The organism is Bifidobacterium longum subsp. longum JCM 1217 (genome assembly GCF_000196555.1).
GTDB classification, from domain to species: Bacteria; Actinomycetota; Actinomycetes; order Actinomycetales; family Bifidobacteriaceae; genus Bifidobacterium; species Bifidobacterium longum.
Genome location: NC_015067.1, coordinates 587,195 through 607,252 on the forward strand (window position 1 = coordinate 587,195; position 20,058 = coordinate 607,252).

The 20,058-nt window shown below is 62.0% G+C and carries 14 protein-coding genes and 1 pseudogene; 11 read left to right on the plus strand and 4 right to left on the minus strand.

Going from position 1 to position 20,058, the window contains the following annotated elements; all coding sequences use genetic code 11:
- The first annotated feature begins 479 nt into the window (after positions 1 to 479).
- Positions 480 to 1,547: a pyridoxal-phosphate dependent enzyme gene (locus BLLJ_RS02330; RefSeq protein WP_013582428.1), complete on the plus strand. Its 1,068-nt coding sequence runs from the start codon at positions 480 to 482 to the stop codon at positions 1,545 to 1,547.
- A gap of 91 nt (positions 1,548 to 1,638) precedes the next feature.
- Positions 1,639 to 2,823, plus strand: coding sequence for a cystathionine gamma-synthase (locus BLLJ_RS02335; RefSeq protein WP_007053689.1), 1,185 nt, complete (start codon positions 1,639 to 1,641; stop codon positions 2,821 to 2,823).
- A 137-nt stretch (positions 2,824 to 2,960) separates the two neighbouring features.
- On the opposite strand, the gene BLLJ_RS02340 is transcribed toward BLLJ_RS02335, so the two are convergent.
- Positions 2,961 to 4,685, minus strand: a complete 1,725-nt coding sequence (locus BLLJ_RS02340; protein WP_013582429.1) for a L,D-transpeptidase — start codon at positions 4,683 to 4,685, stop codon at positions 2,961 to 2,963.
- Between the two features lie 159 nt (positions 4,686 to 4,844).
- Here BLLJ_RS02340 and recQ point away from each other — a divergent pair, with 159 nt between their 5' ends.
- The 3 genes from recQ to BLLJ_RS02355 all read left to right on the plus strand — a co-directional run bounded on the left by recQ (position 4,845) and on the right by BLLJ_RS02355 (position 8,104).
- Positions 4,845 to 6,800 carry a DNA helicase RecQ gene (gene recQ / locus BLLJ_RS02345; RefSeq protein ID WP_032740612.1) on the plus strand — a complete coding sequence of 652 codons (1,956 nt, stop codon included), beginning with the start codon at positions 4,845 to 4,847 and terminating at the stop codon, positions 6,798 to 6,800.
- Positions 6,801 to 6,912: 112 nt separating this feature from the next.
- Complete coding sequence (locus tag BLLJ_RS02350; protein WP_007051263.1) at positions 6,913 to 7,407, plus strand: S-ribosylhomocysteine lyase; 495 nt, start codon at positions 6,913 to 6,915, stop codon at positions 7,405 to 7,407.
- Positions 7,408 to 7,561: 154 nt separating this feature from the next.
- Positions 7,562 to 8,104 carry a GNAT family N-acetyltransferase gene (locus BLLJ_RS02355; protein ID WP_007051262.1) on the plus strand — a complete coding sequence of 181 codons (543 nt, stop codon included), beginning with the start codon at positions 7,562 to 7,564 and terminating at the stop codon, positions 8,102 to 8,104.
- A 257-nt stretch (positions 8,105 to 8,361) separates the two neighbouring features.
- Here the strand turns inward: BLLJ_RS02355 and BLLJ_RS02360 are convergent, their stop codons facing one another.
- Positions 8,362 to 9,501: a glycoside hydrolase family 172 protein gene (locus BLLJ_RS02360; protein WP_013582431.1), complete on the minus strand. Its 1,140-nt coding sequence runs from the start codon at positions 9,499 to 9,501 to the stop codon at positions 8,362 to 8,364.
- A 107-nt stretch (positions 9,502 to 9,608) separates the two neighbouring features.
- Here BLLJ_RS02360 and BLLJ_RS02365 point away from each other — a divergent pair, with 107 nt between their 5' ends.
- Positions 9,609 to 10,880 carry an IS30-like element ISBlo4 family transposase gene (locus BLLJ_RS02365; protein ID WP_008783747.1) on the plus strand — a complete coding sequence of 424 codons (1,272 nt, stop codon included), beginning with the start codon at positions 9,609 to 9,611 and terminating at the stop codon, positions 10,878 to 10,880.
- Between the two features lie 203 nt (positions 10,881 to 11,083).
- Here the strand turns inward: BLLJ_RS02365 and BLLJ_RS10880 are convergent.
- Both BLLJ_RS10880 and BLLJ_RS02370 read right to left on the minus strand, forming a co-directional pair.
- Positions 11,084 to 11,248 (minus strand): annotated as a pseudogene (locus BLLJ_RS10880) (transposase); the annotation flags it as partial.
- A gap of 221 nt (positions 11,249 to 11,469) precedes the next feature.
- Entirely contained in the window at positions 11,470 to 12,930 is a 1,461-nt protein-coding gene (locus BLLJ_RS02370) for an APC family permease (RefSeq protein WP_007051261.1), read from the minus strand.
- A 188-nt stretch (positions 12,931 to 13,118) separates the two neighbouring features.
- Between BLLJ_RS02370 and alr the strand changes: the two genes are divergently transcribed.
- From alr to pdxT, 5 genes are all read left to right on the plus strand, one after another.
- Positions 13,119 to 14,477, plus strand: a complete 1,359-nt coding sequence (gene alr / locus BLLJ_RS02375; protein ID WP_013582432.1) for an alanine racemase — start codon at positions 13,119 to 13,121, stop codon at positions 14,475 to 14,477.
- Between the two features lie 192 nt (positions 14,478 to 14,669).
- The gene (locus BLLJ_RS02380) at positions 14,670 to 15,956 is read left to right on the plus strand and encodes a deoxyguanosinetriphosphate triphosphohydrolase (protein WP_032740616.1); all 1,287 of its coding nucleotides are present in this window, start codon (positions 14,670 to 14,672) and stop codon (positions 15,954 to 15,956) included.
- 163 nt (positions 15,957 to 16,119) lie between these two features.
- Entirely contained in the window at positions 16,120 to 18,228 is a 2,109-nt protein-coding gene (dnaG, locus tag BLLJ_RS02385; protein ID WP_032740618.1) for a DNA primase, read from the plus strand.
- Between the two features lie 191 nt (positions 18,229 to 18,419).
- Positions 18,420 to 19,295, plus strand: a complete 876-nt coding sequence (pdxS, locus tag BLLJ_RS02390) for a pyridoxal 5'-phosphate synthase lyase subunit PdxS (RefSeq protein WP_007053677.1) — start codon at positions 18,420 to 18,422, stop codon at positions 19,293 to 19,295.
- Positions 19,296 to 19,380: 85 nt separating this feature from the next.
- A complete protein-coding gene (gene pdxT, locus BLLJ_RS02395; RefSeq protein ID WP_007056414.1) occupies positions 19,381 to 20,019 on the plus strand; it encodes a pyridoxal 5'-phosphate synthase glutaminase subunit PdxT in 639 nt (212 codons plus the stop codon).
- The last annotated feature ends 39 nt before the right edge of the window (positions 20,020 to 20,058 follow it).

Below are 20,058 nucleotides of genomic sequence, written 5' to 3' on the forward strand. Positions count from 1 at the left end.
TTTTTGGCTCCCTCTCTGAGGGGAGCTGTCGAACGCAGTGAGGCTGAGGGGAGTTACGGGTGCCGTCGTATTCCCCTCAGTCCGCTTCGCGGCCAGCTCCCCTCAGGGAGGGGAGCCGAGGCCGCCGGCGACACGCGCTTGTCGCGGGTTGTGCTATGGTGTGAGACATGCAGATTATCTCATGTTGTTGTCGCTAACCGACGCCCCTGGGCGAGCGGTCAGTGACGCATAACTTGAGATAGAGCATTCGAATCGCGGCAAATCTGTCGCATGAATTTTCATGAAATCGATGGCACGAGTGTAACCGTGTAACGCGCGAGTCGTGGTTAACATGAAAAACCGATTCACTTTCCGGCTTCACCGTACAGTGAGCGGGGATACTCGATTTCAAACTAAAGCCACAGTCCATTCGTCTGGGAACGTCGGTTCACGAACGCAACGCAGCAAAACCCCACAACCCCAGCAACGAAGGACTTCACATGACCATCCACAACAGCCTCGCAGAACTCATCGGCAACACCCCGCTCGTCAAGCTCAACCACATTCCGCAGGCGGCCGGCGTCAAAGCCACCATCGCCGTCAAAGTCGAATACTTCAACCCCGGTGGATCTTCCAAGGACCGCATTGCCGAACGCATCATCGACGCCGCCGAACAGTCCGGCCAACTGAAGCCCGGCGGCGTGATCGTCGAACCCACCTCCGGCAACACCGGCGTCGGCCTGGCCCTGGTCGCCCAGCAGCGCGGCTACCGCACGATTTTCACCCTGCCGGACAAGGTCTCCGAATCCAAGCGCGCGGTGCTGCGCGCCTACGGTGCCGAAGTCATCGTCACGCCAACCGACGCCGGCCCGGACGACCCGCGCTCCTACTATCAGGTCGCCGAACGACTGGCCAATACGATTCCCGGCGGCTTCCGCCCGAACCAGTACGACAATCCGAACGGCCCGCTGAGCCACTACTACACCACCGGACCTGAGATCTGGGAGGCCACGGACCACAAGGTCACGCACTTCGTGGCCGGCATCGGCACCGGCGGCACCATCTCCGGCACCGGCAAGTACCTCAAGGAAGCCTCCAACGGCGCGGTCAAGGTCATCGGCTCCGACCCGGAAGGCTCCATCTACTCCGCTTCCTCACGCGACGAAGTCCACCAGTACGATATCGAGGGCGTAGGGGAGGACTTCTATCCCAAGGCCTTCGACCGGAACATCACCGACGACATCGTGCGCGTGTCCGACGCCGAAGCCTTTGAAATGACCCGCCGTCTGGCCGGCGAGGAGGCGCTGCTGGTCGGCGGCTCGTCCGGCATGGCCGTGGTCAGCGCCATCAAGTACGCGCTTGCCAATGATTTGGACGAGAACCAGATCGTGGTGGTGCTCGCCCCTGATTCCGGCCGCAGCTACTTGGAGAAGATCTTCAACGACGACTGGATGCGTGCCAACGGCTACGGCGACATCGTGGAGCGCACCAGCAAGCCCTCCCTCGCCGAGCAGTACCTTAACGGAGCTCCCTCTGATGAGGGAGCTGGGGACGGACTCCATAACTAGCTATCAAAAGAATCAATACCAACATCCGCACTAACCAACCGCACCTGTTCTACCTTCGAATACGGAACGATCCCGAAAGGAACCCAATATCATGTCCGCTGAATACAACGCCAAGTTCGCCAACACCGACATCGCCACTCGCGCCATCCACGCCGGCCAGGAGCCCGACCCGACCACCGGTGCGGTCGTCACGCCGATCTTCGCCACCTCCACTTTCAAGCAGGATGGCGTGTTGGGCCTCAGGGGAGGCCACGACTACTCCCGCTCCATCAACCCCACTCGCACCAGCTTCGACGAGCAGCTCGCCGCCGTGGAAGGCGGCAAGTACGCGCTGAGCTTCTCCTCGGGCTTGGCCGCCATCGACGTGCTGCTGCGCTCCACCATCAAGCCCGGCGACAACATCCTGCTCGGCAACGATGTGTACGGCGGCACCTACCGCCTGCTCTCCAAGGTGTTCGTGCCGTGGGGTGTGGGCCTCGACGTGGTGAACATCACCGATCTGAAAGCCGTGGAAACCGCATTGGCCTCCAAGCACTACCAGTATGTGTGGGTCGAGACCCCGTCCAACCCGCTGCTCAACATCACCGACATCGCGGCCACCACCGAAGTCGCCCACAAGTACGGCACCAAGGTCGCTGTCGACAACACCTTCGCCTCGCCCGCCCTTCAGCACCCGCTGGCCGATGGCGCCGATGTGGTGGTCTACTCCACCACCAAGTACATCGGCGGCCACTCCGACGTGGTCGGCGGTGCCGTGGTGGTCAACGATGAGGAGACCCGCGAGAAGGTCGCCTTCCTGCAGAACGCCGCCGGCGCAGTGCCCTCCCCGTTCGACTCCTGGCTGGACATCCGCGGCCTGAAGACCCTGGATCTGCGCGTCAAGCGCCACAGTGCCAACGCCCTGAAGGTGGCCGAATGGCTCGAATCCCAGCCCTCTGATGTGATTGAGCGCGTCTGGTACCCGGGCCTCGAGTCCCACCCGGGTCATGAAATCGCCGCCCGCCAGATGCACGGCGGCTTCGGCGGCATCGTCTCCGTGCAGCTCGCGGCCGGCGCCGAGGCGGCCAAGCACTTCGTGGACCACACGCAGATCTTCACACTGGCCGAATCGCTCGGCGGTGTGGAAAGCCTCATCGAGGTGCCCGCCGCCATGACCCACGCCTCCGTGGCCGGCACCACCCTGCAGGTGCCCGCCAACCTGGTGCGCATTTCGGTCGGTATCGAGAACGCCGACGACCTTATCGCCGATCTCAAGCAGGCGTTGGATCGTATCTGACCGTACTGACGGTACTGGTGGCACCGTATTGACGGTGCCACCACGCTTATCGGCGGACTCGCTATCGATTGGTACCTACAAAAAATCCCCGGCCCACAAGGGTCGGGGATTTTCCGTTATCGATTAAACATATTGAATCAGCTGGCGTTGCCGCCCTGCCATCCAGTGGCATCCGCACCAGCCGGGCGCAACGTCTGACCGGAAGTCGGTGTGGTGCCATCAACGACCACACGAGTGCCGATGGTGGCAAAGTCGTACATCCACTTGGCATCGGCCACCTGCATGTTGATGCAGCCGTGCGAGCCTGGGATACCCTGCTGCACATAGATGGGGTGCTCGCCCCACATGTATGCAGGAACACCGTGCAGAGCCTCGCCGCCGTTATAGTAGGAAACCCACGGCGTGCCTGGCTGGTTGTAGCCTTCGCCAACCATGGTCTGCGATTCGTACTTGAGATACACGTAGAACGTGCCGGTATCGGACAGCATGGAACCATCGGCGGTGGGCTTGCCAGAAGCGATGTTGAACTTCTTGACCACCGTGGTGCCCTGATATGCAGTGGCAGTCTGGTTCGTCAGATCAACATGAACCCACTTATCGCCATTTGCCGTATCGAAGTTATGAGGCACCTCGACCTGCTTGACATCATACGGGCTGTCTTTCACAGCCACAGTGGAATCAGTGGACTGGTTCTGCTCGATGGCGGTAGCCAGACGTTCGGGGGCGTCCCCGGCGCCAGTCACTTCAATACCATCCACGCCGAGTGTCTTATCGGCACCAATTTCCACGCCGCCTTCGTCTTTCGGCGTGATGTAGACCTCGCGTGTCACCTTGGGAACAGTCAGTTCTTTGGTTACGCTGTCACTGGTGACGTACTTGGTGATGGCATCGCGGTCGACTACCAGACTCATGGTGCCTTCCGCCTTATTCACCGTGGGCTTGAGGAATGAGGCAATGGTATCGGCCGGGATGGTGACGCTCTTGTTCACGCCGTTGTCTACGGTCAGTTTGAGGCCAAGCCTGGCATTGGCGTCAAACTGTGTTTGCTGTGCGCTCGCGTCATCAATCGGATTCTTTGCGGTCTGTAGCTTGACCGGCACCGTCGCATTTTCGCCCGGGGTCGCGACGGCCTCCTTGACTGCAGCATTGACAACATTGGTATCCGGGCCCTTGCCGTCCTGACCCGCGGTGTAGTCGAACTGTTTGGTGCTCTTGTTGTAGACAACGGTGGCAATCTGCGCTCGGTCGGCCTCATCGACCAGGCCGGCGGTGACGAATTGTTCGGCAGTCTCTTTGTCCGTGGTGGCGGTCAGAGCGATATGCGGCTGATCGAAAATATTGAGCTTGGCCACGTCGCCGGTCTTCGCGTTCAACAGCGCATCTACGGTTTTATCCGTGTCGACGGTGACGCCAAGGTCCTTCAGCGAGGCTTTGACGCTGTTGCCTTCGGCGGTGAACGTCACTGTGGTGTTATTCAGCTGCTGCTTCACAGTATTCGCAAGTTCTTCGCGGGTCTGGCCCATGACAGAGACATTGCCCAAATGAACACCGGGCGCAGCCTTGTCTTGGAAGTACCAACGTCCGACGAAGAAATAGGCTATTAATGCGGCAAGCAACACTGCAAATATGGTTATGATGGCAATCCGTGCGGCCTTGCCATGTGATTTAGCGGTGGTAGATGCCATAACATGTTCACCCACATAGGCTGTATTATCGGCATGGTTATTGGTGCCATTGTCACTTTGCTGTGGTGTGGCGGTACCTGAATCCGCGGCTGCGAACAGCCCATCGGTGGCCACAGGCTGCAGCACCGCCGTCTCCTGATCGTCAGGAGAGGAGAAGGAAAATGTATCGTTGGCCATCAAAATGCCCCGTCTTAGTTCTCTCAAAGCGGCATATCGTGCGATATGCCGGGAATAACGTTCCTTGACGCATAATAATACGGAAGGGCTACGTACATCGTTGCGAGGTATTCCGTTATACGCTGAAATCCAGCCGCGGTCGGCCTACACTGGTCGTTTATGACAGCACATCAGGCGGCGCTGGAGGCGCTCACACGATACTTCGGCTATGACTCGTTTAGGCCCGGACAGCAAGGAATTGTCGAGGCTTTGCTTGCCGGACGCGATGTCTTGGGCGTGATGCCCACCGGCGCAGGCAAGTCCGTGTGCTACCAGATTCCCGCCGCGCTCAGCCCGGGTATGACTTTGGTCATATCTCCCTTGATTTCCCTGATGCGCGACCAGGTCGATGCGCTGAACGACCTCGGTCTGCCGGCCGCGTTCATCAATACCACTCAAACTCCCGACGAGCAGGCGATGGTGTTCGCCCAAGCCGCCGCCGGGCAGATCAAACTGCTGTACGTGGCCCCGGAACGCTTGGAAACCGGGCGATTCCGCGACTTTGCCGCCCGTACGCCGATCTCGCTGATCGCCGTGGACGAAGCCCACTGCGTCTCCCAGTGGGGTCAGGACTTCCGCTCGTCGTACTTAGGTATCGGCGATTTCATCGCCGGGCTGCCGCAGCGTCCACCGGTGGGTGCGTTCACCGCCACCGCCACCGAACGGGTGCGCCGGGACATCGTGGGACTGCTGGGATTGCGGAATCCGGCCGTCACCGTTACCGGATTCGACCGGCCGAACCTGTATTTTGATGTGGTCAAACTGGAAACCAAATACAAGGCCGCATGGGTGGCGCGGTATGTGGCCGACCATCCGGACGAATCCGGCATCGTCTACTGCGCCACCCGCAAGACCACCGAAGCGCTCGCCGACACGCTGAACCAGATGGGGCATCCGGCTGTCGCCTACCATGGCGGCATGTCGCCGGACGCGCGTGAGGTGGCCCAGCGCGACTTCATCACCGACAAGGTGCCGGTGGTCGTGGCCACCAACGCTTTCGGCATGGGCATCGATAAGTCCAACGTGCGTTACGTCATCCACCACAATCTGCCCGAATCCATTGAGGCCTACTATCAGGAGGCCGGCCGCGCGGGCCGTGACGGCGAGCCCAGCCGATGCACGCTGCTGTGGAATGAGTCAGACATCGTCACCCGGCGTCGGTTGCTGGATAACGATTATGAGAACGAACGATTGACTCCCGAAGAGCAGGAGATCGTTCGCCAGTCCAAGCGCCGGCTGCTGGACGGTATGGTCGGCTACTGCCGCACCACCGACTGCCTGCACCGGTATATGACCCGGTATTTCGGTCAGGAATTGTCGCCGAATGCTGGTTCCACGGCGGGTGAAGACATTGCGGCGGACTCTTCGCAGTCCGGCAGATGCGGTGCCTGCTCGAACTGCGAAAGCACGTTCGAGACCATCGACGTGACCCGCGTGGCGCAGGCGATCAGCCGTTGCGTGCATGACGTGGGGCAGCGCGTCGGTTCCGGCAAGATCGTCAAGATCCTGCGCGGTTCGCGGGCACAGGATCTGGCATGGCTGAACCCGGAGCGGATGCCCACCTTCGGCATGCTCAAGGACGTGAACGAGGCTCGCGTGCGCGACGTGTTGAGCCAGATGGCCACGGACGGGTACCTGTCAATTGCCGAAGGGCGTATGCCAATCGTCATGTTCGGTGCGCGGGCGGCCGAAACCGCCGCTCCCGACTTCCACTATGAGATCAAACGGGTGGAACGCAAGTCGGAGGCGGCCGGTTCCGGTCGGAGCGGGGGAGTGGCTGATACTGCCGATTCCGCCAATGTTCCCGGCGATGCGCTGGGCTCGTATATCCCGGACGATGACGAGGAATCGCTGTTCCAGAAGCTACGCGAACTGCGACGCACCATCGCCCAGGAAATCGGCAAGCCGCCGTACATCGTGTTCTCCGACAAGACCTTGCGCGACATGGCCCGCATCAAGCCGGTTACCAACGCGCAATTTCTGGCGGTCAACGGCGTCGGTCAACACAAGCTCGACCTCTACGGCCAGCGCTTCATGCAAGCCGTCGCCTCGTTCAATGCCGGGAGTGCGTCATAACAATCTCCTATAGCGAACTGCGGAGTATTTGCGGGCGTTCTTGGGCTGGCTCGACTACGATGACTGTTCGATGCTTCATGACCGAACACTCGGCAAGTAGAAAGGCAACAGCATGGCAGAAGAAACGGCCGAAAAGCCCGTCGTCGAATCATTCCAGCTTGATCACACCAAGGTCAAGGCGCCGTACGTGCGTTACATCGACACCGAAACGGGCCCTCACGGCGACGTGATCTCCAACTATGATCTGCGCCTGACCCAGCCGAACAAGCAGGCCATCCCCACCGGCGGCCTGCACACCATCGAACACACCATCGCCGTGCTGCTGCGCGAACGTATCCCGGGCTACATCGACTGCTCGCCGTTCGGCTGCCGCACCGGCTTCCACCTGCTGACCTGGGGCACCCACCCCACCGAGGAAGTGGCCAAGGCCCTGAAGGAATCGTTGGAGTTCATCGCGTACAAGGCCACGTGGGATGACGTGCCCGCCACCACCGAGAAGAGCTGCGGCAACTATCGCGACCACAGCCTGTTCACCGCCAAGGAATGGGCCAAGCAGATCCTTGAGGAAGGCATCAGCTCCGACCCGTTCGAGCGCAAGGTCGTCTGATCGCAAGCCAATCGGCATGGAAGAACCCCGCCCCCGCATACCACGCGGACGGGGTTTCTTTGTGCCTATGTTTGTGCCTATGGCATGGTAGGTTTGCCGTCAGTTAATCGTTGGCCGCTGCACATCGGTAGCTTGGCATGTTGGAGAGGTGGAAGTGACTCAGTCGAACGCTGCAAACAAGGCGACAGGCCGCCGTTTCCGCCACGCCACCATGCGCGATCTGCCGCAGATGCAGAAAATCTACGCACGCGCACGCGCGTTGATGGCCGCCAACGGCAACCCCACCCAGTGGGGCAACGAATTTCCGCGTGAATCGATGATTGAGGACGACATCGCCAACCAGCGTACGATGCTGCTGGTCGACACCTGCAATGGCCACGAACGCATTCTGGCCCAGTTCGCCCTGTGCCCGGGCGAGGATCCGACCTACGCCAAAATCGACGGCGCCTGGCTGGACAACGACGCCTATGTGACCATCCACCGCATCGCCGCATCCGGTCTGGTGCGCCACGCGGCCCGCGACTGTATCAGGTGGGCCCTGAAGCACTACGGCAACGTGCGCGCCGACACCCACCCCAATAACAAGGCCATGCAGCACGTGCTCGAAAGCTCCGGCTTCGCCCGTTGCGGCCTGATCCAGCTGCTCGACCGGCCGGTCGACACCACCAGAATCGCCTATCAGCGCCACGAGTGGTGAGTGTGGCTGCCGGCTGATGTGCTCGTTTCTGCACCGTCATCGGTTTCTGACGGTAGAATCAGTGTGTGAGAAGAACACGTTGGGTCGGGGGCGTCGTGACGGTGCTTGCGGCTGTCATGCTGTCGTCGTGCGGCGGCGTCCAGTCGAATCCCGGGTAACACACCGTTGCCAATCCATTCACCGCGCAGGTGAATGGAGAAGACATGGCGATGCCTGTCGGCCGATGGAGCCCCATCGGCCGACAGGCATCGAGGAAGTCACCGTGGCCGGCGGAACGCGCGGTCGCCGATTGGGGCGAATGGCTTGTGTGGTTCGCTTTGGTACCAGTAGGCGACCGTGGCCACGTCGTCCTGTCGTTCGAAGTTGCCGGCTTCCTCGGTGCCGATCTGCTGCCATTCGACGCGCAGGTCTCGCTCGAAGTAGATCGGGTCGGGGATGTGCCAACGGTATAGGCCGCGGGTCACGGGGGTGGCAGTGTCCCAGTAGGCGCTTTCGCGTCCGGCGAGGTTCTGCGAGTAGAACGGGAAGCCGAGGTATGGGCCGGTGAAGGTGCGCTCGTGCATGCGGCCGTGTTCGTCGAATTCGGCGAAGCTCCAGGCACCGCCGAAGTAGTCCTCGGCGCCGGTGCTGCACCAGGTGGGGTATTTGCCGTCGCCGTCGATGTAGAACTTGAATTCGCCTTCGCCCCACCAGCGGCTTTCGAGCGCGGTGAGCGCCAGGTAGGTGCCGACGTAGGTGCCGTGTCCTTCGACGCCATCGAGCACCACGTAGTCGTGGGCGAGTTCGGTGACGCGTTGGCGGCGCCACTGCGCGTGGAAGCGCATCGTGTCGGCCGGCAGCTGGTCGTATTCGGTGTAGTCGATTTGGTAGAAGAACGCGGGCACGTCCTCGTTGTGGTCGTTGCGCAGCACGATGCGCGCGTGTTCGAACGGCATGGCGAAGTAGCAGTTGAAGCCCCGGTTCGGGTTGACCATGACGGGAATTGAGTTGATGGTGCAGGACTGGGCGTGTCCGCAGCAGAAGAAGTCGCCGATCGGGCATTGCACCGAGGGGGAGTCCTCGCCGTCCCAGTAGAATTCCAGGATCAGGTTGCGTAGCACGTCGGGGCCGGTGGGGGAGGTGCGGTCGGTTACCGTCATCCAGATGTGACGAATCACGCCGGGGTCCTCGACGTCCATCAATGTCACCGATTCCCCGGACCTCACCGTGCTGATGCAGGGGCTTCCCTTGCGGGAGGGGCCCAACGCGCTGGCCGCCATGGCCGCGCGGCCCTTGCCGCCGTCCGGGTTTTCGGCGTTGATGCAGCGGGTGCGGCCGGGGGTCCTCATGGCCACGGCATCCAAGGCGCCTTGTCCGAGCCCCGGCGCGGGGTTCGCTGTGGTGAATGCGTCGAGCATGATGCTTACTTCCTTTCCTGTCGCAGGCCCGTCCCGCCACGGCGTTTTGTCTGGGGGGCGGGTTCTAGTGATCGTTGCAACACCTGACCTACCGCAAGGAGGGTCAGGTGACCAGAAGCCACCGAAACGAAGACCGTGGCGGGGAACACCGTTGGACGTTCAACGGCGTCGAATATCCGACGAGGAAGCTGATGTGCGAGGCGAGACGCGCCGAGTACGTGCGCCTGCTGGACGAGGAAGGCATGAACTTCACCCAGGCCGCGCACGCGGTCGGCGTCTCGAAACGCACCGGCAAGGCGTGGCGCAACGGCAGGACGCGCGCCACGGGAAGGAACGAGAAACCCCTGGTGGACTGGTATCGTTCCACCATGGACAAACCCAAGACCCTCCATCCGCGCTACCTGAGCCAGGAGGAGCGCATCCAGATCGCGGACCGTCTGCGTCTGGGCGATTCGATCCGCGCCATCGCCCGCCTGCTGGGCCGCGACCCCGGCACGGTCAGCCGCGAGGTCGAGCGCAACAGGAATCCCGAGTCCGGCGGTTACGAGCCTTACCGCGCCCAGCAGAAGGCCGCGGACCGGCTCAAACGCCCCAAACCGCGCAAGGCGGCCGAGGGCACGCGACTGTGGGACGAGATCGCCGCCGGGTTGCGCAGGCATTGGAGCCCGGAGCAGATAGCCAACCGGCTGAGGCTGGACTTCCCGGATAATGGGGATATGCACGCGAGCGTCGAGACGATCTACCAGGCCATCTACCTGCAGGCCAGGGGCGAACTCAAGCAGGAGCTGAAACGCGCCATGAGGCAGGGGCGAACCGCCCGCAGACCCCAAGGCGGCCAAGGCCGCAAACCCCGTTTCCGCGAACCCATGGCCATGATCTCGGAGCGACCCCCGGAGATCGAGGACCGGGCGGTCCCGGGCCACTGGGAGGGCGATCTCATCACCGGCAGCCGCAACAAAAGCGCCATCGGCACGCTCGTCGAGCGCACCACCAGGTTCACGATCCTGCTGCACCTGCCCGACGGGCACGACGCCGAACACGTCCAGCAGGCCATCATCGACAAGATGCAGCACCTGCCCAAACTCCTGCGCAACAGCCTGACCTGGGACCAGGGAGCGGAACTCGCCCTGCACAAACGGATCGGCGCCTCGCTGGACATGGCCGTCTACTTCTGCGACCCGCACTCCCCGTGGCAGCGCGGCACCAACGAGAACACCAACGGGCTCCTGCGCCAGTACTTCCCCAAAGGCACCGACCTATCCGTCTACCCGGAGGACTACCTCGACGCGGTCGCCGAGGAACTCAACGACCGGCCACGCAAAACCCTCGGGTTCATGAAACCAAGCGAGAAGATCATCGAACTGCTCGACGCCGCGTGATAACCTCAACAACCGACAACGTGACCATGGAAGGCCGCTCAAACCTCAGGTGTTGCAACCACCACTAGAATCTGCCGGGTGAGCCGGGCTGCTGGGGGGGGTATTTCACGGCACCGGCGGTGATGCCCTGGGAGAGCTTGCGCTGGGGTAGTGCCCGATATCTTGCGCACTTTGGTCTTCGCCCGTCCCTGTGGCGATGATCGGTTCGCTTCCCGTACAGTCTCACCGAGTCTTGACATGTCGAGGTAGCGGCGCGTCGACCACTCGTTCGACGTGACATAGCGCACGCGTGCGCAGACGAGCATCAACGCGCTGCGTTCGTCGGGGAAGCTGCCGACCATGCGCGTGCGCCGTCTGACCTCGCGGTTGCGGGGGTGACCCTGGCGAGGACGTTGCGTTCGAAGTGCACCATGCACCGCTGGTAGCGGGCATCGCGTTCAAGGTCTCCTTGACGCTCTTGCGGACCATACGGTCCAGGGTGGTCTCCGACATGGCCTCATATCGCAAAAACCGTACGCTGAAAGTAACTCAGCGTACGGTTTTCACGAAAGCAGCCATCGGCTATCGGTCAGCCGATAGACCTCAGTCCTCAGTCCTCAGTCGCAGCGACCTTGGCGTCAGCCCCGGCCTTCTGCTCAAGGCCGAGCTTGGAGCGCTTGCGGCTGTAGCCGAAGTACACGATCAGGCCCAGACCGAACCAGACGGCGAAACGCACCCAGGTCTCCCAGTTGAGACCGGCGATGAGCACGAAGCAGAATACGATGGCCAGAATCGGGGTGACCGGCACGCCCGGCGCGCGGAAGCCGCGGGGCGCATTCGGCTGGGTCTTGCGCATCCATAGAATACCGGCCGACACGATGATGAACGCGGACAGCGTACCGATGTTCACCAGCTCGAACAGCACGTTGATGTTGATGAAGCCGCCGGCGAACGCGGTCAGCAGACCGAAGAACCAGGTGCCCTTGAACGGGGTACGGTACTTCTCGTGCACGTGGCCGAAGAACTTCGGGAACAGGCCGTCACGGCTCATGGCGTAGCAGATACGGGATTGGCCGTACAGCTGCACGAGCATCACCGTGGTCATGCCGATGAGGGCGCCCAGGTTCACGATCACCGCGAGCCAGTTCATGCCGGTCTCCAGAATCACGCCGGCCACCGGGGCGTCGATGTACTTGGCGAACTCCTTGTAGGGCACCACGCCGGTCATGATCAGGGTCATGATGACGTAGAGCACGGTGGAAACGGCCAGGGACAGCAGAATGCCGCGCGGCAGCGTCTTGTTCGGGTTGATGGTCTCCTCAGCGGAAGAGGACACGGCATCGAAGCCGATGAAGCTGAAGAACACGATGGAAGCGGCCGGCACGATGCCGTACGGCTGGGTGGAGCCGGGCTGGAAAGTGTAGATGCCGTACGGGGAGAACGGCTGCCAGTTGGACGGCTTGACATACCACACGGCGCACACGATGAACAGCACGATGATGGCGAGCTTGATGAGCACCATCACGTCATTGGTGCGCTTGGTCTGGTTGATGCCGATCGAGAGCACCCACGTGATGATCAGCACGATGACGAAACCGGGCAGGTTGAAGTAGGTGGTGACGTCCGGGTTGGTGCCGTAGGCGGCGGTCAGTTCGACCGGCAAATGCAGGCCGAAGCCTTCCAGCAGCTTGTTGAAGTAGCCCGACCAGCCGGCGGACACGGTGGCCGCCTGCAGGGCGTACTCCAGAATCAGGTCCCAGCCGATGACGAAGGCGATGAGCTCGCCGAACGCCAGATAGGCATAGGAGTAGGCCGAGCCGGAAACCGGCGCCATGGCGGCGAACTCGGCGTAGCACAGGCCGGCAAAACCGCAGCAGACGGCGGCCAGCAGGAACGATACGGACAGGGCCGGGCCGGCGGTCAGCGCGCCCTTACCGGTGAGCACGAAGATACCAGTGCCGATGATCGCGCCGATGCCGAGCATCGTCAGATCGAAGGTGCGCATCGTGCGCTTCAGGGGAGTGGATTCGGCGACAAGCTGATCCACGCTTTTCTTACGAAACAGATCCATGTTCTTCTCTCATGAAATCTAGGATTATGGGGCTGAACCGGACGGATTTCCGGGATCCCGGCACGCCTCAACGCCGGGAATCAAAGGCGGCTTCCGAGAAACCGCATATCGGTCATTAGTGTACGACTGCCGGGCGAAAACAGACGATTGCGACTACACGTCACATTCTCGCGCAACAATAGGTGTCTATGAGCATGAACGCAGCACCTGAAATCGCATTCTCGTCCGAGCAGGGCAAGGCCAACTATGCGGCCGCCCGCCGCCAATACCCCGCACAGGCCATCGTGGACCTCAAAACCATGCGCGACAACATGGCCCACCTGGTCTCCGTGGTCGGCGGGCCCGCTTCCGGCACGGCGGTGATGGGTGTGGTCAAGGCCGACGCCTACGGCCACGGACTGCTGCCCGCCGCCCTGGCCGCGCTCGCCGGCGGCGCCACATGGCTCGGCACCGCGCAGTCGCACGAAGCGTTGCTGCTGCGCAAGCTCGGCATCGGCCCCGACCGTTGCCGCATTCTGACTTGGGTCTACAACGGCACCGAAGTGCCATTTGATGAGCTGATCGCCGCCGACATCGACGTATCGGTCGGCTCCCTGCCCGGCATCGACGCGGTGGCCGCCGCCGCACGCAGGCTCGGCAAGCCCGCCCGCGTACACGTCAAGGTCGATTCCGGCTTCGGTCGCAACGGTTTCACGCCGGCCGGATTCGACGCCGCGCTCGCCAAACTCGTGCCGCTCGCCAAAGGGGGCGTGTTGCATATTGTGGGTCAGTGGAGCCATCTCGCCGTGGCCGATTCGCCCGATGTGCCCGAATTCGTGTCCTCCACCGACCGCCAGATCGAAACATTCAAGGACTTCACGCGCCGCATGGAACAGGCCGGCATTCCGCCGGAGATCCGTCACCTGGCCAACACGGCGGCCACTTTGGACCGCCCGGAGATTCACTTCGAACTTACCCGCCCCGGCATCGGCCTGTACGGCTACGAGCCCGATCCCGCGATGGGCACCCCGCGCGACTGGCATCTGACCCCGGCCATGCGCCTGCAGGCGCAGCTCGGCACGGTCAAGGATGTGGAGGCCGGCCATGGCATCTCTTATGGCCGCACCTACCTGACCCCGGACAACACCTCGACCGCTATTGTGCCGCTGGGCTACGCCGATGGCATCCACCGCTCCGCTTCCGGTTTCGATATGGAAGGTGCCAAGCACGTGGAGAAGCCGGGCGGCCCGGTGCGCATCATGACCACTGAAGGTCCGAAGCTCTACCGCGTGTGCGGCCGCGTGTGCATGGACCAGTTCATCGTGGACCTGCACGGATCCGCCGCCGAACTCGGCGTTCACGAGGGCGACACGGTCGAACTGTTCGGCCCGGGCCGCGGCGAGGATTACGTTGAGCCTACCGCCGACGATTGGGCCCGCGCCGCCGACACCATCAGCTACGAGATCTTCACCTGCCTGCGCAACCGCATCCCGCGCCTTTACGAGCATGCCGCCGAAGTACTGCCCGCCGCCGACCTCGCCAAACTCGACCCCGCGACGCTGCTATAAGGTGCATTAACGCCATACGGTGGCACCCCGTAATCCCTTCTTCCCGAATATGTGCCACTGATATGTGCTGAGCGTCACATATTCGGGAAATCGGCCCCAATCTCCCGAATATGTGCCGTTGAGTTGACGTCAGTGGCACATATTCGGGAAGTCGGGATTACTGCGGCCGATATGTGTGCCTATGCTTGGCATATGGAAACGACTTTGGATGGGGAACAGGTGCTGAGCGACGAGGGCTACAGCGCCTTCGACGAGGAGCGATGGGCACCCGAGCCGCCCAAATCCAAGTCACGCACTGCGTTCGAGCGCGATCGCGCGCGACTGATTCATTCGTCCGCTTTGCGGCGTTTGGGCGCGAAAAGCCAGATTCTGATTGCCGGTACCGACGATTTCGCTCGCACTCGACTGACGCATACGCTGGAAGTCGCCCAGATCGGTCGCCAAATCGGCGCATTGCTCGGCTGTGATCCGGACGTGGTCGACTGCGCCTGTCTGGCCCACGACCTTGGTCACCCGCCGTTCGGGCACAATGGGGAGCGTGCGCTCGCCGACATCGCCGGCAATATCGGCGGCTTCGAGGGCAACGCACAGACCATGCGTATCCTGACCCGGCTCGAACCCAAGATCTTTCACCCGGACGGGCGTTCGGCCGGCGTGAACCTGACCCGTGCGGCCTTGGATGCGGCCGTCAAATACCCGTGGACCTTGGCCGAAGCCGACCGACACCCGAAGGGGGAGCGGTCGAAGAAATTCTGCGTCTACCCGGATGACGAACCGGTGTTCCGCTGGCTCAAAATCGGCGCGCCCCAGGCCGCCAAACCCATGGAATGCCAGATCATGGACCTTTCGGATGATATCGCCTACTCCGTGCATGACGTCGAGGATTCCATCGCCACCGGCGCGTTCGATCCGATTGTGCTCGCCGATCCGAAGATGCTGGACCACATCATCGAGCAGACGCGCGCATGGTATGGGGCGAAGTGGGATGCCGACAAGCTGCTGGCCGCGTTCATGCGATTGCGCCGAGAGCATTTGTTCCCTGCACATTTCAATGGTTCGCGCGAATCGTTGGCGCAGCTTAAGAACATTACGTCCGATTTGATCGGCCGCTTCTGCTGGTCGGTGGAGACCGCCACGCGCGACACGTATGGGCCCGGGCCGTTGACCCGGTATTCCTCGAACATCGTGATTCCCGAGAACACGAATTACGAGATCGTGGCACTGAAGGGCATCGCCGTGTACTTCGTCATGGCGCCTCGCGAGCGCGAGCCATTCCATCAGGAGGAGCTCAAGATCGTATCGGATTTGGTCGATGTGCTTATGGCCGATTCGCCGCTCCCATCCGACGCTTTGGAAAGCCAGTTCCTGGCCGATTGGAATGAATCCACCAATGACAACGAGCGCCTGCGCGTCGCCATCGATCAGGTCGCAAGCCTGACCGACAACTCCGCTCTGGCCCTGCACTCCATCTTGTGCTGAGGGCGTGTTGGACGGGTGCTTCCCTCAGTCTCGCTGCGCGAGCCAGCTCCCCTCGGGTGAGGGGAGCTGTCGCTGTAGGCGACTGAAGGGAGTTTCGCGGAAGAAATGATAACCGACGGTAAAAATTTACCGTGTCTCAGGTGAGGCGGTACTCTAGAGACTTATGGTCGGAATGATTAAGAAAGAAGATGTCGAGAAGGTGCGCGCCGCCGCGGACCTGTATGACATTGTATCTGCGACCGTAACGCTTAAGCCCTCCGGCACCGGCACCTTCGTGGGCCTGTGCCCATTCCACGACGAGAAAACCGGCAGCTTCAACGTGCGCCCCTCACTCGGCGTGTGGCACTGCTTCGGCTGCGGCTTGGGTGGCGACGTATTCAAATACGTCGAACAATCCGAAAACATCGACTTCCGTGAAGCCGTGGAACTGCTCGCCGACAAGTACCATATCGAGCTGCACTACGAGAACAGCGGCAACGGCCCGAACCGCGAGAACACCGGCTCCAAGCGCACCCGACTGCTGGAAGCCTGCGAGGAAGCCCAACGCTTCTTCGTCTCCCAGATCCTGACCAAGGAAGCACTGCCCGCCCGCAAGCTGCTCGGAGGCCGCAACTTCTCCCAAGCCGACTGCGAACGTTTCGGTTGCGGCTACGCGCCCCAAGGTTGGGATAATCTTGTGCGCCACTTGGCCTCCAAGGGGTTTACGCAGAAGGAAATCCTCGACGCGGGCTTGGCCCGCCAAGGCCAGCGCGGCATCTATGACTATTTCCGCGGCCGCGTGACGTGGCCTATCCGCGATTCGACCGGCCGCACGCTCGGCTTCGGCGCGCGCAAACTATACGAAGACGATCAGATCGCCGCCAAATACATCAACACGCCGGATACGCAGCTCTACCGCAAAACCCAGGTGCTTTACGGCATCGATTTGGCGAAATCCGCCATCGTCAAGAAGCGGCAGGTGGTGATCGTCGAAGGCTATACGGACGTGATGGCCATGCACTTGGCCGGCATTGACACCGCCATCGCCACGTGCGGTACGGCGTTCGGCGCCGAGCACGCCAAGATTGTGCGCCGCCTGATCGCCGACGATTCGCTGGGTGCGGTCCAGCTGGTCGGGCCGTTGAAGGTCAAGGACCAGCCGTTGAGCTCGCGCATCGTGTTCACGTTCGATGGTGACGCCGCCGGCCAGAAAGCCGCGCTGCATGCCTTCGGCCTTGATTCGGCCTTCCTCTCCCAAACCTTCGTGGCCGTGGCCGACGACAATCTCGACCCGTGCGACCTGCGCATCGAGCGAGGCAACGAAGCAGTGCGCTCGCTGATCGCCCGCGCCAAACCGTTGTATGACTTCGTGATTGACGCCGCCATCAGCCGGTTCGATCTGACCTACACGCCCGGCCAAGTGGGTGCGATGAAAGCCGTGGCCCCGCTGGTGGCGCAGATTCGCGACCGCTCCCTGTGGGACGCTTACGTGCGCAAGTCCGCGGGCCGTATCGGTGTGGACCTTGAGGTGATGCGCCGCGAGGTGATGAACGCACGCCGGCAGATGCATGTACGCGATGAGGACGCCTACGCGCCCAAACGTCGATTCGAGCGTGACGAGCCGCGTGTGGAACCCGGCACCAACCCGTACGCCAATCCGGCCACGCGCAAGGCCTTGGAGCGCCGTGACGCCGCCGAACAGGCATATTTCAAGATCGACGACGCCGTATTCATCGCCGAACAGCAGTTCATGGCCGTGCTGATTCAGGTGCCGCGCGCCATCGACCGCACCATGTTCGGGCAGCTGACCATCGACCATTTCATGACTTCGGTGTTCCGCACCCTGTTCCAGGCGATCGCGGCCGCCGGCGGACTGCCATCCGACGATACCCCGCAGGGGCTGTGGATGCACAACCTTACCAAGGCCGGCGGGCCGATGCTCAATCAGGTGATCAACGAGCTGGCTGTCATGCCTCTGCCTCTGCCTGGCGACGACAGTGGCAACGGTGCGCAGCCGGTGCAGGCCAACGTGTCGGGAGGAGGTGTTGGCGTGAATGGCGGTGCCGCCGCAGTACAGCTGCGTCCTGCCACGCCGGAGGAGCAGCGCTACGCCACTGAGCTTCTCACCCGATTGTTGGACATGGGCTTCATGCGCCAGATCGGTTTGGCCAAACGCCGCATGGCCCAACTGCCCGACGGCGAAGAGAAGATAACCCTCCTCGGCCAAATCGCCCGCATGGAAACCGCCCGCAAAGACCTCCAAGCCCAAATCTACGGCAACACCATCGGCTAATACCCCCCCACTGATTGCGCGCATCCTCGAATACGTGCCGGATGCATAAGTCCATACAACCGGTTGCCGGATTGGATGGGTGCAGAAGTTGCGGATTGGCCCCATCCAAATTGGACTGGTTTGGGTGGGCCAATCCAATCCGTTCAATAATGAAGCGCGATACCAAGCAGCGTCGAAACGAAGGGAAACTCATGACGCAGAATCGTGCGGAACTCAACCGTAATCTGGCCCAGATGCTCAAGGGTGGTGTGATCATGGACGTCACCACGCCCGAACAGGCGAAAATCGCGCAGGATGCCGGCGCATGCGCGGTGATGGCGCTGGAGCGCATCCCCGCTGACATTCGTGCCGCCGGCGGCGTCTCCCGTATGAGCGATCCGGCCATGATCAAGGGCATTCAGGAAGCTGTCTCCATTCCGGTCATGGCCAAGGTGCGTATCGGCCACATCGCCGAGGCCCGCATTCTGCAGGCCATCGAAATCGACTACATCGACGAATCCGAAGTGCTTTCCCCGGCCGACGACGTGTACCACATCGACAAGAACCAGTTCGACGTGCCGTTCGTGTGCGGCGCGAAGAACCTGGGCGAGGCACTGCGCCGCATCGCCGAGGGTGCTGCCATGATTCGTACCAAGGGCGAGCCCGGCACCGGCGACGTGATTCAGGCCGTGCGCCACATGCGCACCATGAACAAGCAGATTCGCGAACTCGTCGGCCTGCGCGACGACGAGGTCTACGAGGCCGCCAAGCAGCTGGCCGTGCCCTACGATCTGGCCAAGTACGTGCACGACAACGGCCGTCTGCCCGTCGTGAACTTCGCCGCCGGTGGCGTGGCCACCCCGGCCGACGCCGCCCTGATGATGGAGCTTGGTGCCGAAGGCGTGTTCGTGGGCTCCGGCATCTTCAAGTCCGGCGACCCGGCCAAGCGCGCCGCCGCCATCGTCAAGGCTACCGCCAACTGGCAGGACGCCGATCTGCTCGCCAAGCTGTCCGAAAACCTCGGCGAAGCCATGGTCGGCATCAATGAGGACGAGATTCAGACCATCATGGCCGCTCGCGGCGAGTGAGTGCATTACCTTGGCTCCCCTCTTTGAGGGGAGCCAGGAAAGGGTGACGCTCCCGCCAGCGGGAGTCAAGGCCCAAGGAGACAACATGGTTGTAGCTGTTGAATATATTTCCAAAGAAGAATCCGCGGACGCCAAAAACGCCAAGCACGGCGTGACCGGCATCCTGGCCGTACAAGGCGCATTCGCCGAACATGCGGCGGTGCTGGACAAGCTCGGTGCGCCGTGGAAACTGCTGCGCGCAGCCGAGGATTTCGATGAATCCATCGACCGCGTGATTCTGCCCGGCGGCGAATCCACTACACAGGGCAAGCTCCTGCATTCGACCGGACTGTTCGAGCCGATCGCCGCCCACATCAAGGCAGGCAAACCGGTGTTTGGCACTTGCGCCGGCATGATTCTGCTGGCTAAAAAGCTCGACAATGACGACAACGTCTACTTTGGCGCGCTCGACGCCGTCGTACGCCGCAACGCCTATGGTCGTCAGCTCGGTAGTTTCCAGGCTACTGCCGATTTTGGTGCAGCGGATGATCCGCAGCGTATCACGGACTTCCCACTGGTATTCATCCGCGGACCGTACGTGGTGTCGGTCGGACCCGAAGCCACGGTCGAAACCGAAGTCGATGGCCACGTGGTGGGCTTGCGTCAAGGCAATATCCTGGCCACCGCCTTCCACCCGGAACTCACGGACGATACCCGCATCCACGAGCTCTTCCTGTCGCTGTAGTCGATTCGTCTGCCGTTAGACTGGTATCCGATTGACGAA